Raw genomic sequence first — 15096 nt, forward strand, 5'->3', positions numbered from 1 at the left:
CCCACTGTGACAACAAACGCCACCCCCGGGGTGGTTCGTATCCGCGCCATGTCCGATATCATTCAACTGCTGCCCGAATACCTCGCCAACCAGATTGCGGCCGGCGAGGTGGTCCAACGCCCGGCTTCGGTGGTGAAAGAGCTGCTGGAAAACGCCGTCGATGCCGGCGCCACCCAGATCCAGCTCATCGTGAAGGAGGCCGGCAAGCAGCTGGTGCAGGTGGTCGACAACGGCTCGGGCATGTCGGCCACGGATGCGCGCATGAGCCTGGAGCGCCACGCCACCAGCAAGATTCGTACGACGGAGGACTTGTTCCGCATTCGCACGTTGGGCTTCCGCGGCGAGGCGCTGGCCTCCATTGCGGCCGTGGCCCAGGTCGAAATCAAGACCAAGCTGCGCCAGCAGGACACCGGCACGCAGATTCTGGTGGAAGGCTCGCAGGTGGTCAAGCAGCAGCCCACGGCCTGCCCCGACGGCACGAGCATCGCCGTCAAGAACTTGTTCTACAACGTGCCGGCGCGCCGCAACTTTCTCAAGAGCAACGCGGTGGAGATGCGCCACATCCTCGACGAGTTTCAGCATGTGGCCTTGTCGAAGTCGGGGGTGAGCTTTTCGCTGTACCAAAACGATTTGGAGGTGTTCAACCTGCCCGCCGGCAAGCTCAGCCAGCGCGTGGTGCAGCTGCTCGGCAATTCGTACAAGGAGCAGCTGGCGCTGGTGGAGGAAGTTACGCCGTTCATTTCGGTGAAGGGCTACATCGGCAAGCCGGAGTCGGCCAAGAAAAGCCGGGGCGACCAGTTCTTCTTCGTCAACGGCCGCTTTATCCGCTCGGCGTACCTGAACCACGCCGTGCTGGCCGCTTACGAGGGCCTGCTGCCCAAGGAAACGCACCCGTTCTACGTGCTCTTCCTGGAGCTCGACCCGAAGACCATCGACATCAACGTGCACCCGACGAAGACGGAAATCAAGTTCGAGGACGAGAAGACCGTGTACGCCATCATGCGCGCGGCCGTGAAGCAGGCCCTGGGCTTGCACAACATGGCGCCGTCGCTCGACTTCGAAAGCAACATCAACTTTGCCCCGCTGGCCGGTATGCGCTCCAGCACCCGCTCGGAGTTTGCCGACGACGACCCGGATACCGCCGACCGGGGCCGCGAGGGCGGCGCCCTCGCGGCGGCCATGGCCGCCGCCGCTACGCCCGCCCGCCCGCCCCGCGACGCGTCGGCCCGCCCCGCCGCCGACGAAAAGCCGCTCACGCCGCGCCCGACCGAGCAGGCGCGCAAGGCGTTGGAAGACTTCTACCGCACGCTCAGCCAGCCCGGCGTCCTCGACGACCTGGAGGCCGAAGTGCCGAACGCGAAGCCCGAGCCGCTGCCCCTGCTGCCGGTGGCGCCCCTGGCGGGGGCCGGCGGGGCGCCGGCCATGCCCAGCTTGCCCAACGCGCCCGTGGCTGCCCCCGCACCGGAGCTGCCGCTCACGCACGCCGGCTCGGCCGGCAGCGCGGGCCTGGAAGCCGCCGGGCCGGGCCGCCGGGCCGTGCAGGTGCAGCAGTTCGTGCTGGTGCCGGTGAAATCCGGGCTGATGCTCATCGACCAGGTGGCCGCCCGCGAGCGGATCCTCTACGAGCAGTACCAGCGCAGCGCCGCCCAGGAAAGCAGCGCCGCTCAGGCCCTGCTGTTTCCGCGCACCGTGGCATTTACGCCCGCCGATTTTGCCGTGCTGCGCGAAGTCGCCGACGAGCTGCACGCGCTGGGCTTCCGCTTCCAGGAGTTTGGCCCGAATACCATTGTGGTGGAGGCACTGCCCGCCGAAGTGCCGCCGCGCAGCAACGAAAAAGAGCTGTTGGAAGGACTGCTGGAGCAGTTTCGCATGCCCGTGGGCCGCGCCCGCCTCGACCGCAGCGAACAGCTGGCCCGCGCCCTGGCCCGCCGCGTGGCCGCCGGCGCTCCGGCCCGCCTGAGCGAGCTGGAAATGACCGCGCTGGTCGACCGGCTGTTTGCCTGCCAGACGCCCGGCTACACGCCCGACGGGCAGCGGACCCTGGTGATGCTGGAAATGGACCAGCTGCAGGGCTTGTTCAGCCGCTAGCCGGCAGCGGTTTGGGAACGAACCGCCCCATTTTTACGGCCGTAACGGCCCGCAAAGCGGTTCTGGAGTTTGACAGTACCTTGCACCGTCAAACCACCGGTGAGCTAAGTCGGCTTGGCCCAATCTCCGTAAGCAGCAAAATCCGGCTGCGGGACCACCCTGTGTCGGCTCGGTTCTACTCGGCTTGTCAAGGCCGGCCCATCAAAAAACCACCCCCTTACCTGCGCCTTATGTTCAACCTCACCCCGATGGTGCGCAACCTGCTGCTCATCAACGTTGCCCTGCTGATTTTCGAGGGGGCATTGGGCAATCTGCCGCGGCTGCTGGCGCTTTACCCGTGGACGTCCGCCAACTTTCTGCCGTTTCAGCACCTGACGTACATGTTTCTGCACGCGGGCTTTGGTCACCTGCTGTCGAACATGTTTGGCCTGTTCTCCTTCGGGCCCATGCTGGAAATGCGTTGGGGGGCACAGCGCTTCCTGCTGTTCTGGCTGATCTGCGGGGTAGGAGCCGGGGTGTTGTATTCGGGCATCCGGCAGTACGAGCTCAGCAAGATGAGCGAGGCCCGCAACGCTTTCGTGCAGGCCCCGACGGCGGTGGGATACAGCGACTTCTTCCACGATTACATGCCCGACGCGCGCGGCTACGGGCTGGTAGCCAACGAGCTGCGGCGCAATCCCAACAACGCCGAGCTGTTACAAGGAGCCGTACGCACCATCGACGAAATTTACGAGGCCAGCAGCAACGTGCCCATGGTGGGCGCTTCCGGGGCGCTGTTCGGGATTCTACTGGCTTTTGCCTACCTTTTCCCCAACACGGAGCTGATGCTGCTCTTTCTCCCGTTTCCCATCAAGGCCAAGTATTTCGTCGCGCTGTACGGGCTGTATGAGCTGTACGGCGGGGTACAGCGCGCCCCCGGTGACAACGTGGCCCACTTCGCCCACCTGGGCGGAATGTTGTTCGGGTTCCTGCTGTTGAAATACTGGGAACGAAACAGCTCGCGCTTCTACTAATCCCACCCCCACGTCATGAGCATTCTTGCTGATATCCAAGCCACGTTCAGCCGCCGCGACAACGCCCTCAACCAGCTGCTGGTCATCAACGTGCTGGTGTTTGTGGGGCTGAACTTGCTACGGGCCATCCTATACCTGGCCACCGGCAACCGCGACGGGCAACTGCTGGCCCTGGAGTGGATAGCCATTCCCTCGGAGCCGCTGACCTTCCTGACGCGGCCCTGGACGCTGCTGACGTACTGCTTCACGCAGTTTTCGTTTTTTCACATCCTCTTCAACCTGCTGAACCTGTATTGGTTCGGCACGCTGGTGCGTGAGTACCTCGGCGACCGGCGCCTGATCAGCCTCTACGTGCTGGGAGCCATTGCCGGGGCCGTCTTTTACCTGGCTTGCTACAACCTGCTGCCCGCTATGCGCCAGCATTCGGCCATGCTCTACGGCGCCTCCGCCAGCGTCACGGCCATCATCGTGGCCGCCGCCACCCTGCTGCCCGACTACACCTTCAACCTGTTCCTGATCGGCCCGGTCCGCATTAAGTACATCGCCGCCGTGGTGGTGGTCATCTCCATTGCGGGCATCAGCGGCGACAACACCGGCGGGCAGCTGGCGCACCTCGGCGGGGCGCTGCTCGGCTACGTGTACATCCGGCAGCTGCAGCGCGGCCGCGACCTGGGCCGCCCGGTCATTGCCACCGGCGAGTGGATCAGCGCGCTGCTGCACGGCCGGCCGCGGCTGCGCGTGTCGCACCGCAGCCCGCAGGAAGTTGCCACCGCCACGGCCAAGCGCGGTGGTCTGGCCCAGCCCGCGCAGGAAGAAATCGACCGCATTCTGGAGAAGATTTCCCGCTCCGGCTACGAGAGCCTTTCCAAAGAGGAAAAGCAAAAGCTCTTCAAAGCCAGCCAGCAATAAGGGGCAGCCTTGAGTTTCAACAACGCGGCCCGTCGGAGCACTCCGGCGGGCCGCGTTGTTATTGGTGCAGGTACTGCTGCCGCCGCGCCGGTGCGAGTCGCTCAATGGCGTAACGCAGCGTGGTGCGCGGCAACTGCCGGACGTGGTCGGTTAAAAATTCTTCCAGGGCTTCCTCGTTGCGCTTGCCCACCTCGCGCAGCATCCAGCCCACGGCCTTGTGAATCAGGTCGTGGCGGTGGGGGAGGAGCTGTTCGGCCAGGGCGAAGGTGTCGGCGAATTGGCCCTGGCGAATAAAGGCGAGGGTGGAGACGATGCTCATGCGCTGGCTCCACAGGTGGTCTTCGGCAGCCAGCGCGTAGAGCGGGCTTCGGTCACGCTTCAGCAGGTAGCCGCCCACAATGGCGGGGCAGGTGATGTCCACCAGGTCCCAGTTGTTGACGAAGCGGCGGTTGACCAGGTACCGCTCGTACAGCTCCTGCTGCCCGGCCGGGCCGGCTTTGGCGAACTGCAGCGTCCAGATGATGAGGCCGATGGAGCGGCAGTCGTGCCAGGGGCTGCGCACCAGGTGCTGCTCCACTTCCGCGAGCGGCAGCGTGCGAAACTCGCGGGCCAGCTCCCGCTGCCGGGGCATGGACAGGCCCAGAAACCGGTCGCCCTCGCCGTACTGGCCGGGACCGGTCTTGAAGAAGCGCGCCACCAGCTCAGCCCGGCCGGGGTCGTGCAGGGCGTGGATGCGGGCCAGCAGGTCGGTGGCCGAGGCAATGGACATGGTTAGGGAATGGCGTAGGTGATGAGCGACGCAGCAATGTATGGTCATCGATGGCCTGGGCCAAACCGAAAACAAACGGGCCGCCCCGCACAACTGCGGAGCGGCCCGAAAGGCTGCGGTAACTAAAGCTGCTTAGGCGTTGGCCGGCTGGGTCTTGCCCAGGTTGTCCAGCGCGTCCATTACCTCTTTCACGTGGCCGCGCGAGGTTTCCAGCAGGGCTTTCTCGTCGTCGTTGAGCTGCAGCTCAATCACGCGCTCGATGCCGTTCTTGCCCAGGATAACCGGAGCGCCCAGGTACACGCCGTCGATGCCGTACTCGCCCTTCAGCTCGATGCACACGGGGAACACGCGGCGCTGGTCGCGCACGATGGCTTCCACCATCTGGGCCGCGGCGGCGCCGGGGGCATACCAAGCCGAGGTGCCCATCAGCTTCACCAGTTCGCCGCCACCCACGGCGGTGCGCTGCACGATGGCGTCCAGCTCAGCCTTGCCGATCAGCTCGGTGACGGGGATGCCGCCCACGGTGGTGTAGCGGGGCAGGGGCACCATGGTGTCGCCGTGGCCGCCCATCAGCACGGCCTGAATGTCCTTGGGGCTCACGTTCAGGGCCTCGGCCAGGAAGGCGCGGTAGCGGGCCGTGTCGAGGATGCCGGCCATGCCGAACACCTTTTCGCGGGGCAGGCCCGAGGTCAGGTGCGCCTGGTAGGTCATCACGTCCAGCGGATTCGATACCACGATGATGATGGCGTTGGGCGAGTATTTCACCACCTGCTCGGTCACCGACTTCACAATGCCGGCATTGACGGAAATAAGGTCGTCGCGGCTCATGCCGGGCTTGCGGGGCAGGCCCGAGGTGATGACCACCACGTCGGAATCGGCGGTGCGGGCGTAGTCGTTGGTGACGCCCACCGTGCGCGTGTCGTAACCAATGATGGGGGCCTTCTGCCAGATGTCGAGGGCCTTGCCTTCGGCAATGCCTTCCTTGATGTCAACCAGCACTACTTCGTTGGCAATTTCGCGGGTGGCGAGTACGTCAGCGCAGGTGGCGCCTACGTTACCGGCCCCTACAACGGTTACTTTCATGGGGTGGTCGTTGGGAATTTGAAAACGGGTTTCTGGTCTGCAAGGTAAGCAGCAAGTGCATAGGGCGGGGCAATGCGACGGGAGTTTTTGGTGCCGAGCGTCAGTTGGGTGCGCTCAAGGCCAGTTGATCACCGCAAGGCAGCGCGCACGCTAAGCAGGCCGATCAGCACGGCTGGCACGAGTAGGTAGCCGGGAACTGCCGTGTTTACCCGTCGCAGGGGTGTGCGCAGCAGCGGCAGAGTTGGGCGCAAGCCTAGCTAATCTGCGGTGGACCTTGGCAAAGCCGCACAAGCAGGCCACAACGGCCGGCACACGCCGGCAACGGTTGGTGCAGATCCTGAGCGGATCAGGCATAGCTGTTGTCAAGCAATTGGTTCAATAATTCCGAGGTGTTGCAAAGCAGAATTGGTTTGCTCTTGCGAATCGTTGTTTTGAATTGCTGGAAAATGTGATTGTTGCTTCTGTTGATAATAAACTCGTGTTTGGACTGGGTAGTATTGATTACGATGTAATTATCAAAACTTGAGGAGAAATTGAGCTTGTGTAAGCTATCCGGGCTCAAAAGCTTCCTGCTTCTGGATACAATAACGAAGCTAATTTCCTCAACGTGGAAATGCATTTTGTTATCATTAATACATAAGTCGATATGCGAATCGTTGATACTTGCGGTGCCGATTTTGCGGTTGTACAGCAGCGCGACACTAGATAGTATGATTAGAACAGTCGAGGCCAGCCCTGTAATGAATACGGCTGCAGAAATGTGCTCCACGTTGTCCGGATTGATGAGCGCGAATAATAGGAAACATATAGAAAAACAAATGATACTCACATTTTGAATTATTTTCAAAATGTGCTTATGTTTATTATTGACCAGCGTAAGTATTGGCATAGAATAGTGGGCAGCGGTAAGTAAATAAATGCTTTCGGTTTTATAGGGATACATCGAGCATTACGTGCTTTAATTGGCCATATTGCAGCTCTTGTAGGGACGCAATAGGTTGCGTTTCTACATGGACGAGGGAGTCGCGATTGGTGAAGACGGTACCAGACCCCGCCGCTTACCGCTTCAGCCGCACCTGCAGCACGCGCTGCGTTTCCTCGGTCACCTTAAACCGGTCGTCGGGGCGCTGGCCCACCACCCAGGCCACCTTGCCGTCGGCGGCGGTGAGCAGCAGCACTTGGTCCTTGAGGTTCAGGGGCACTTTCTGGTCGATGAGGAAGTCGCTGATCTTCTTCTTTCCCTTCAGGCCGATGGGCATGAACCAGTCGCCCTCGCGCCAGCGGCGCAGCGTGAGCGGAAACTTGAGCTTGTCGAGGTCGAAGGCGGCCACGTCCTTCTGCCGCGACACCTGGAAGCCCGCGGCCGGGTGCTCGGTGGCCGTTAGGCGCAGGCCCTCCACGGCCAGCTCGGCCTGCCCCTCGGGCCACTGGTAGGTGCCGAAGCTGCTCAGGTTCTTGGGCGTGATGACGAGCTGGTCGCGGTCCTTCACCAGCCGGTGGGTGGGCGACTCGAACTGCTTGCCCGAAATGCCGCGCAGCGACTCCACGATGTCTTTCACCACCAGCCAGGAGAAGTGGAAGGGCCGCAGCAGCTCGTGGAGCACCACGGCCGTGGCGGGCGTGGCCTGCAGCACGGCTATATTGAAGTACACGGCCTCGGGCTCGTCGCGGCGGGCCTGCTGGGCGGCTTGGGCCACCATGTGTTGCACCAGCAGCTCGGCCCCGCGCACGCGCTCGGAGGTATGCTGCAGGGTCTGGTCCAGGTTGGGGTTTAGCTCGCGGAGCACGGGCAGCACGTCGTGGCGTAGGCGGTTGCGCTGGTAGAGGGTGCTGTCGTTGCTGGCATCCTCGCGCCACACCAGGCGGTGCTCCACCAGGTAGTCGTAGAGGTCGTCCTTGGCGGCGCTCAGCAGCGGGCGCACCACCCGGCCCTGGCGCACCGGGATGCCGTGCAAGCCCGCGAGACCGGTGCCGTGCGTGAGGTTCAGCAGCATGGTTTCGGCCGCGTCGCGCTGGTGGTGGGCAGTGGCTACGTAGTCGAGACCCTGGGTGCGGCGCACCTGCTCAAACCACTGGTAGCGGAGCACCCGGGCGGCCATCTGCGTGGAGAGGCCCTCCTGCTGGGCAAAGCCCTTGGTGTCGAAGAATTCGGCGAAGTAGGGCAGGCCGTACTTCTTGGCCAGCTTGCGCACGAATTCCTCGTCGGCATCGGCCTCTTCGCCGCGCAGCCCGAAGTGGCAGTGGGCCACCGCCACGCCCACGCCCAGGCGGTGTAGCACGTCGAGCAGCACCACTGAATCGAGGCCCCCGCTGACGGCGACCAGCACCTGATCGGTGGCGGGGTCGAAAAGCTGGTGTTCGGTGACGAAGCGGCGGACGAGGTCGGGAAGCATATAGCAATAAGGCAAATGGCCGCGGCAAAGGTAGGGCGCGGCCCGCGCAAAGCCGGTGCCCCTGGCGGTCCAAAACCCGCTCCGGCCTTAAACAGTACAGGCAGTAGTGGTTGTGGCCGCAGCCGCGCGAGGGATGAGCCTTAAACGAAGTGGTGGGCGATGCGCAGACGTAGACTAAGCGTTGTTATCGGCGTGCTGGGGCTGCTGACGCTGCTGGCGGCCTGCGCCCGGCCGGAGCGCCGCGCGGCGCGTCAGATCATAGGGAGCGGGCCGCAGGTGCTCGGCCACGCCGGGTCGGGGTTCTTCACGCCGCTGAATCCGTTTAATCCGCTGCCGCCGAGCAGCCTGGCCGGCGTGCGGCAGGCCCTGGACCGCGGCGCGGCGGGCGTCGAAATCGATGTGCAGCTTAGCCAGGACAGCGTGCCCGTGCTCTACCACGACCTGGACCTGACCAACCGCACCGACGCCACGGGCTACATCAGCCAGCGCCCGGCCGCCGAGCTGACGCAGCTGCGCTACCGCGGCGGCTGGCCCTACGACTGGTTTCAAAACGAACGAATAGCCACCTTGGACGAGCTGCTGACCGAGTTGGCCCAGCGCCCCTCGTTCCCGCTGCTCCACCTCGACCTCCACGAACACGACGGCGCCACGCCCGCAACGCCTTACGTTCGCTCGCCGGCCCTGGTGCGGGCGCTGGGCCGCGTGCTGCGCCGCCACCGCGTGCCGACGGAGCGCCTGCTGCTGCTCACCGAGCACGCGGAGTCGCTGCCGGCGCTGCGGCGGGAGTTGCCCGGTGCGGCACTGGGGCTGGAAATCACCGACCGGTTCGACGAGCGGCTGGCGCTGGCCCGGCAGACTGGCGTGGAGGCGGTGGTGCTCTCCAAGTACGTCATCACGCCGGAGCGCACGACGCAGGCGCGGCGGCAGGGCTTGCAGGTGGTGGTGTTCGGAGGCCGCTCGCCTAGGGCCATCCGGCGCCTGCTGGCCTGCCGCCCCGATGCCATCGAAGTCGACAACGTGCCAGCGCTGCTGCGCCTGCTCGGGGCACCTGCACGCCACGGCACCGAGGGCCGGCCGGGCGTGGGCGGCGCACCAAACGCGGCGCGCATGCGTTAGGGCGGCGGGTTCCGTACTTTTGCCCCGCATGCGCCTCCGAATTCTCGTATTCCTGCTGTTCTCGCTGCTGACCGCGCCCCTGGCGCAGGCCCAGCAGCCCACTCCCACGCGCCCCGCGGCCAAGGGTCAGACGCCGCCCAAGGGCCAGCGCATCGAGCTGCTGCCCGGCGCGGGCGTGCTGCTCGGCGGCTCCTTCAACGGCCAGCAGATCCGCAAGCTGATCAACAACGTGAGCTTTCGGCAGGGCGACGCGCTGCTGTACTGCGACTCGGCCTACCAGTACGTCGACCGCAACGCCATCGAGGCCTTCAGCAACGTGCGCGTGGTGCAGAACGACACCATCACCATCACCGGCGACCGGGGCTTTTACGACGGCGACAAACGCTCGGCCCGCATGACCGGCAACGTGGTGATGCGCGACCCGCGCATGACGCTGACCACCCAGACGCTGGACTACGACCTGAACCGCAAAACGGCGTTCTACAGCTCCGGCGGCCACCTCACCGACCCCGAAAACACCCTGGACTCGCAGCGCGGCTACTACAACACCGAAACCCAGGTGTTCAGCTTCCGCACCAACGTGAAGCTCGTCACGCGCGACTACACCATCACCAACGACACGCTGCAGTACAACACGCAGTCGAAGGTGGCCTACTTCTTCGGCCCGACGCGCATCGTGGGCAAGCAGGGCAACATTTACGCCGAGAAGGGTACGTACAACACCCGTACGCGGGTATCCGACTTCCAGCGCAACGCCAAGATCGAAACGCCCAACTACCTGCTCGGCGGCGACAAGCTCATCTACGACGAGACGCGGCAGTACGGCGTGGCCACCGGCAACGTGTCGATGACCGCCAAGAAGGACAACGTGGTTATCCGCGGCGACGTGGGACGCTACTGGCGCGGGCTGGGCAAGGCCAAGGTGTACGGCTCGCCGGTGATGCGCAACATTGCTGACGGCGACACGCTCTACCTGGCCGCCGACACGCTGGTAAACGTGGAAACCCGCTCGGAAACCGACCCCGGCATCGTCTACGCCTACCGCAAAGTGAAGATCTGGCGCGGGGAGCTGCAGGGCCGCTGCGACTCGCTCACCTACAACCGCCGCGACTCCGTCATTTACCTGAACACCAATCCGGTGCTGTGGAACGACAAAAACCAGCTCACGGCCGATTCGATGGAAATCCGGCTGCGGCGGCAGAAGATCGACCAGATGCGGCTGTACGCCAACTCGTTTATCGTGGGCCAGGACACGCTGTTGAACTTCAACCAGGTGAAGGGCCGCAACATGGTGGCGTACTTTCAGGACAGCAAGCTGCGCAAGGTGAACGTGCTCGGCAACGCCGAAAGCCTCTACTACGCCCTTGAAAATGACACGGCTACCACCGGCCTGAACAAGGCCGTGTCGGCCAACATGGTGCTGCGCTTCGCCGAGAGCAAGCTGCAGACCATCAGCTTTCTGACCAACCCCGACGCCAGCTTTATTCCGCCCCACGAGCTAAAGCCCGAGGACGAAAAGCTCAAAGGCTTTCAGTGGCTCATCGCCCAGAAGCCGACGCGCCGGCAGGTGCTGGGCAAGCACTTCACGGTGCTGAAAAAAGCCAAGCCGAAAGCCAAGTCCAAAGCAAAAACGACCAAAGCGCCGACCAGGGGCAAAACCGCCAAACCGACCCCGAAAGCGCCTGCCAAAGCCAAACCGGTGCCCAAGCCTGCCCCGAAGCCGGTCCCGGCCAAGCCAGCCGCGGCCCTGCCCAGGCGCTAAACGCACGCAGCCAGCGTTGGCGGGTGGCCGCGCACTAAACGCGCGGCCGCCGTGTTAGCCCCGGGCGCAACCTTTGGCGGCTGCCCGGCCTCCTGGCCTTGAGCGGCTTTGCGCCGCCCGCCCCAAATACTTACCTTTGCCCTCCTTATGTCCGTAATCCGTCTCCACGTTGTTGCCCTGCTGCTCAGCACCCTGTTGCTCGGGGCCTGCAGCTCCTACCAAAAGCTGCTGAAAAGCACCGACGTGAGCAAGCGCTACACCGCGGCCATCGACTACTACGAGAACAAGCACGACTACTACAAAGCCGGTGCCTTGCTCGAGCCGTTGATTCCGCTGCTGAAGGGCCGCCCGGAAGCCGAAAAGGCCGAATTCTACTTCGCCCACACCAACTTCCGCCAGCGTAACTACACGCTCAGCGCCTACTACTTCGACCAGTTTGCGACGGTGTACCCCACCTCGCCCTTCGCTGAGGAAGCCGAGTTCATGCACGCCAAGTCGCTGTTCAAGGACTCGCCGGAGTATGAGCTGGACCAAACCAACACGGTACAGGCCGTGGCCGCCATCCAGGACTTCCTGAACCGCCGGCCGGAAAGCAAATTCCGCTCGGAGGCCGAGAGCATGTCCAACGAGCTGCAGAAGAAGATGGAGGTGAAGGCCTTCGAAGGCGCGAAGCTCTACTACTCGCTGCGCTACTACCAGTCGGCCGTGGTGGCCCTGAATACCTTCCAGCAACAGTACCCCTCGTCGGTGTACGGCGAGGAGGCTGCCTACCTGCGCGTGGTGTCGCAGCACGAGCTGGCCAAGGAAAGCGTGGAAGAGAAACAGCGCGACCGTTACCTGGAGACGGTGGCCCTGTACCAGGCCTTCGTGGACGCCTTCCCGCAAAGCAAAAACCTGAAGGAGGCCGAGGCGTACTACGACGCGGCTCAGCGCTTCCTGAAGGAGCACCCGGCGGCCACTGGCGCGGCCAACACCGCTGCCCCGGCCGCCACCAACTGATTTTAAATGGTTAAATTGCCTAACGGCTAAATGGCTGGTCGTTCTGCAGTGGCCCGTTCGGGGCCATTCAGCCATTTAACACTTTAACCATTCAGCCATTTGACCATTCACATCCTATGAAAGTCCCGAGCAACGTTCCTGCTTCCATCGTTACGCGCAACCTGTCGGATTTCGTCAACGAAACCGGCAACGTGTACGAGTCGATTGCCATCATTTCGAAGCGCGCCAACCAGATTTCGGTGAAGCTGAAGGAAGAGCTGAACGGCAAGCTGTCGGAGTTTGCTACCACGGTCGACAACCTCGAAGAGGTGTTTGAGAACCGCGAGCAGATCGAAATCAGCAAGCACTACGAGCGGCTGCCCAAGCCCACGAACCTGGCCATCGAGGAGTTCCTGGAAGGCAAAGTAACCTTCCGCACGCCCGAGCTGGAGGAGCCCACGGCCGAGAAAGCCGAGTAATTTACCATCCAGCCCGAAGCCGTTATGCTGGCCAATCGCCGCATTGTGCTGGGCGTAAGCGGCAGCATTGCCGCCTATAAGTCGGCCGCCCTGGTGCGGCTGCTCATCAAAGCCGAAGCCGAGGTGCAGGTTATCCTGACGCCCTCGGCTTCGGCTTTTGTGACGCCCCTGACCCTGGCTACCCTGGCCAAGCGGCCGGTGCTGCAGGGCTTCATCAAAGACGAAGCCGGCGGCCTCTGGCACAACCACGTCGAGCTGGGCCTCTGGGCCGATGCGCTGCTCATCGCGCCGGCCAGCGCCAACACCTTGGCGGCTCTGGCCCAGGGCCTGTGCCCCAACTTGCTCACGGCCGTGTACCTCTCGGCGCGCTGCCCCACGCTCGTCGCCCCGGCCATGGACCTGGACATGTACCAGCATCCGGCTACCCAGCGCAACCTGGCGCAGCTGCGCCAGGACGGCGTGCAAGTGCTCGACTCGCCTGCCGGCGAGCTGGCCAGCGGCCTCACCGGCCCCGGGCGCATGCTCGAGCCCGAAGACATTGTGCGGGTGCTGGAGGCGTTTTTTGCTGCTTAATCTCATTGAACGTCATGTCGAGCTCGTCGAGACATCTCGCCCGGGTAAACTTCTCCTCAAGCGAAAGGATTACTATCGGGCATCAGCATGCGAGATGTCTCGACAAGTTCGACATGACAGCCTGATTTAATCGTTCTGCCCTATGCGCGTTCTGCTCACCGCCGGCCCCACCTACGAGCCCATCGATCCGGTGCGCTTCATTGGCAACCACTCCACCGGCAAGATGGGCTTTGCGTTGGCGGCGGAGTTTGCCGAAAAAGGCTGGCAGGTGACGCTGGTGAGCGGCCCGACGAGTCAGACCATCAGTCACCCGCGCGTACGGGTGGTGCCGGTGCAAACGGCCCAGCAGATGTACGAGGCCGCCGCCGCCGTAGCGCCGCAGGCCGACGTGTGGGTGTTTGCCGCGGCCGTAGCCGATTACCGCCCCCGCACCGTGGCCGCCGAGAAGATCAAGAAGCGCGACGATGGAACGGACGAGACGCTGACCATCGAGCTGGTGAAGAACGTCGACATCGCCGCTACGCTGGGTCAGACCAAGCGGCCTGAACAATTTTCGGTGGGTTTTGCGTTGGAGACGCAGGACGAGCTGCGCCACGCCCAGGATAAGCTGCGGCGCAAGGGCTTCGACCTGGTGGTGCTGAACTCCCTGCGCGACGCGGGGGCTGGCTTCCGCCACGACACCAACAAGATTACCCTCGTGGAAGCCGACCAGGTCACTACTTTTGAGTTGAAGCCCAAAGCCGACGTAGCCCGCGACATCGTTTCTGCCATATTAGCCCGCCTCCAGCCCCATGTTGCCTAACCGTACTTTCCTCTGGCTTGGCCTTCTGCTGACTTCGCTCACGGCCCTGACCGGCCGCCGCGCGGTGGCTCAGGAGCTAAACGCCAAAGTGGAGGTGAAAGCCGAGAACGTGACCATCACCGACCGGCAACTGCTCACTTCGATGGAGACGGACATTCGCAACTTCATCAACAGCCGCCGCTGGACCAACGACGTGTACAAGCCCTCGGAGCGCATCGACTGCACGATTTACGTGGGCATCACGGCCATTCCGGCCAACGGGCAGTACCAGGCCACGGCCCGCATATTCAGCCGGCGCCCGGTGTACGGCACCAGCTTCGAGAGTACGCTGCTGACCTACGCTGAAACGTGGAAATTCACCTACCTGCCCGGCCAGCCCCTCGACTTTTCGGAGAATTCCTACGTCAACAACCTCTCCTCTCTGCTGAGTTTTTACGCCCTGACCATCATCGGCATGGATCAGGACAGCTTCGCTCCGCTGGGCGGCTCGCGCACCTTCGACCGGGCCCGCAACATCATGCAGGCGGCCGTGCAGAACCAGGACGGCGACGAGGGCTGGCGCGAAAGCGGCAAGCGGGACCAGCGCAGCCGCTACTGGCTGCTGAGCGGCCTGCAGGACCCACAGCTGGAAGCCCTGCGCACGGCCTCGTACGCCTATTACCGGCAGGGCTTGGACGTGTTCATTCAGAAGCCGGAGGAAGCCCGCACCGCCATCTTTACCGCGCTGCAGGGCGTGCAGCAAGCGGCCCAGCGCCGGCCCGGCTCCACGCTGATCAAAGCCTTTTTCGAAGCCAAGGCCGACGACCTCGCCAACCTGTACCGCGGTAGCACTTCAGCTGATCAGAAGCAGGGCGTGCTGGCCTTGCTGCAGGAAGTTGACCCAACCAACTCGGCCAAGTACCAGGTGATAGTGCAGAACAAATAGCTGATATGCCCCAGCACAACGAAGCCCGCGCCATTCGGCGCGGGCTTCGTTGTGCTGGGAAGTTTCTGCACTCGGCAACAGGGCTAACACATGCTACCGGCGGCAGAGCGCAAAAATTATTTATCGCAGCGGGAGGGGGCAGCAACGCGGATTAGGTTAGCAAGGTGCTAAGTTGGTTGGGGGAGGTGCTTGCGGTTGTGCTAAAT

At 63.4% G+C, this 15096-nt stretch carries 14 protein-coding genes; 10 read left to right on the top strand and 4 right to left on the bottom strand.

Annotated features, from left to right (window positions below; genetic code table 11):
- The first annotated feature begins 48 nt into the window (after positions 1–48).
- The 3 genes from mutL (at position 49) to ACYVKQ_RS13570 (ending at position 4010) form a co-directional block, all read left to right on the top strand.
- Entirely contained in the window at positions 49–2088 is a 2040-nt protein-coding gene (gene mutL, locus ACYVKQ_RS13560; protein ID WP_460675882.1) for a DNA mismatch repair endonuclease MutL, read from the top strand.
- 230 nt (positions 2089–2318) lie between these two features.
- Entirely contained in the window at positions 2319–3101 is a 783-nt protein-coding gene (locus ACYVKQ_RS13565) for a rhomboid family intramembrane serine protease (RefSeq protein WP_460675883.1), read from the top strand.
- A 15-nt stretch (positions 3102–3116) separates the two neighbouring features.
- Positions 3117–4010, top strand: coding sequence for a rhomboid family intramembrane serine protease (locus ACYVKQ_RS13570; RefSeq protein ID WP_460675884.1), 894 nt, complete (start codon positions 3117–3119; stop codon positions 4008–4010).
- A 58-nt stretch (positions 4011–4068) separates the two neighbouring features.
- Here ACYVKQ_RS13570 and ACYVKQ_RS13575 read toward each other — a convergent pair whose 3' ends face one another.
- The 4 genes from ACYVKQ_RS13575 to tilS all read right to left on the bottom strand — a co-directional run bounded on the left by ACYVKQ_RS13575 (position 4069) and on the right by tilS (position 8255).
- Positions 4069–4779, bottom strand: coding sequence for a DNA alkylation repair protein (locus ACYVKQ_RS13575; protein WP_460675885.1), 711 nt, complete (start codon positions 4777–4779; stop codon positions 4069–4071).
- 132 nt (positions 4780–4911) lie between these two features.
- Positions 4912–5862, bottom strand: coding sequence for a malate dehydrogenase (gene mdh / locus ACYVKQ_RS13580; protein ID WP_460675886.1), 951 nt, complete (start codon positions 5860–5862; stop codon positions 4912–4914).
- 346 nt (positions 5863–6208) lie between these two features.
- A complete protein-coding gene (locus ACYVKQ_RS13585) occupies positions 6209–6631 on the bottom strand; it encodes a hypothetical protein (RefSeq protein WP_460675887.1) in 423 nt (140 codons plus the stop codon).
- A gap of 289 nt (positions 6632–6920) precedes the next feature.
- Positions 6921–8255: a tRNA lysidine(34) synthetase TilS gene (gene tilS, locus ACYVKQ_RS13590; protein ID WP_460675888.1), complete on the bottom strand. Its 1335-nt coding sequence runs from the start codon at positions 8253–8255 to the stop codon at positions 6921–6923.
- A gap of 159 nt (positions 8256–8414) precedes the next feature.
- Here tilS and ACYVKQ_RS13595 point away from each other — a divergent pair, with 159 nt between their 5' ends.
- The 7 genes from ACYVKQ_RS13595 to porD all read left to right on the top strand — a co-directional run bounded on the left by ACYVKQ_RS13595 (position 8415) and on the right by porD (position 14890).
- Positions 8415–9371 (top strand): glycerophosphodiester phosphodiesterase, encoded by a 957-nt coding sequence (locus ACYVKQ_RS13595; protein WP_460675889.1) that lies wholly within the window; start codon positions 8415–8417, stop codon positions 9369–9371.
- A gap of 28 nt (positions 9372–9399) precedes the next feature.
- On the top strand, positions 9400–11133 hold the full coding sequence (locus ACYVKQ_RS13600) for an OstA-like protein (RefSeq protein ID WP_460675890.1): 1734 nt from the start codon (positions 9400–9402) through the stop codon (positions 11131–11133).
- A 147-nt stretch (positions 11134–11280) separates the two neighbouring features.
- Complete coding sequence (locus tag ACYVKQ_RS13605) at positions 11281–12132, top strand: outer membrane protein assembly factor BamD (RefSeq protein WP_460675891.1); 852 nt, start codon at positions 11281–11283, stop codon at positions 12130–12132.
- Between the two features lie 116 nt (positions 12133–12248).
- The gene (locus ACYVKQ_RS13610) at positions 12249–12590 is read left to right on the top strand and encodes a DNA-directed RNA polymerase subunit omega (RefSeq protein WP_078014631.1); all 342 of its coding nucleotides are present in this window, start codon (positions 12249–12251) and stop codon (positions 12588–12590) included.
- Between the two features lie 24 nt (positions 12591–12614).
- Positions 12615–13163, top strand: a complete 549-nt coding sequence (locus tag ACYVKQ_RS13615) for a flavoprotein (RefSeq protein ID WP_460675892.1) — start codon at positions 12615–12617, stop codon at positions 13161–13163.
- Positions 13164–13305: 142 nt separating this feature from the next.
- Positions 13306–13965 (top strand): phosphopantothenoylcysteine decarboxylase domain-containing protein, encoded by a 660-nt coding sequence (locus tag ACYVKQ_RS13620; RefSeq protein WP_460675893.1) that lies wholly within the window; start codon positions 13306–13308, stop codon positions 13963–13965.
- Entirely contained in the window at positions 13955–14890 is a 936-nt protein-coding gene (gene porD, locus ACYVKQ_RS13625) for a type IX secretion system protein PorD (protein ID WP_460675894.1), read from the top strand. The genes ACYVKQ_RS13620 and porD overlap by 11 nt, the downstream gene beginning before the upstream one ends.
- Positions 14891–15096 lie beyond the last annotated feature (206 nt).

This window comes from Hymenobacter coalescens, assembly GCF_054783195.1.

Bases quoted from the DNA above. Each gene is read 5' to 3' on its own strand.
- ACYVKQ_RS13610 (WP_078014631.1), top strand. From the start codon at position 12,249: ATGAAAGTCCCGAGCAACGTTCCTGCTTCCATCGTTACGCGCAACCTG.
- ACYVKQ_RS13600 (WP_460675890.1), top strand. From the start codon at position 9,400: ATGCGCCTCCGAATTCTCGTATTCCTGCTGTTCTCGCTGCTGACCGCG.
- ACYVKQ_RS13595 (WP_460675889.1), top strand. From the start codon at position 8,415: ATGCGCAGACGTAGACTAAGCGTTGTTATCGGCGTGCTGGGGCTGCTG.
- ACYVKQ_RS13565 (WP_460675883.1), top strand. From the start codon at position 2,319: ATGTTCAACCTCACCCCGATGGTGCGCAACCTGCTGCTCATCAACGTT.
- ACYVKQ_RS13620 (WP_460675893.1), top strand. From the start codon at position 13,306: ATGCGCGTTCTGCTCACCGCCGGCCCCACCTACGAGCCCATCGATCCG.
- mutL (WP_460675882.1), top strand. From the start codon at position 49: ATGTCCGATATCATTCAACTGCTGCCCGAATACCTCGCCAACCAGATT.
- ACYVKQ_RS13575 (WP_460675885.1), bottom strand. From the start codon at position 4,779: ATGTCCATTGCCTCGGCCACCGACCTGCTGGCCCGCATCCACGCCCTG.
- porD (WP_460675894.1), top strand. From the start codon at position 13,955: ATGTTGCCTAACCGTACTTTCCTCTGGCTTGGCCTTCTGCTGACTTCG.
- ACYVKQ_RS13615 (WP_460675892.1), top strand. From the start codon at position 12,615: ATGCTGGCCAATCGCCGCATTGTGCTGGGCGTAAGCGGCAGCATTGCC.
- mdh (WP_460675886.1), bottom strand. From the start codon at position 5,862: ATGAAAGTAACCGTTGTAGGGGCCGGTAACGTAGGCGCCACCTGCGCT.
- tilS (WP_460675888.1), bottom strand. From the start codon at position 8,255: ATGCTTCCCGACCTCGTCCGCCGCTTCGTCACCGAACACCAGCTTTTC.
- ACYVKQ_RS13605 (WP_460675891.1), top strand. From the start codon at position 11,281: ATGTCCGTAATCCGTCTCCACGTTGTTGCCCTGCTGCTCAGCACCCTG.
- ACYVKQ_RS13570 (WP_460675884.1), top strand. From the start codon at position 3,117: ATGAGCATTCTTGCTGATATCCAAGCCACGTTCAGCCGCCGCGACAAC.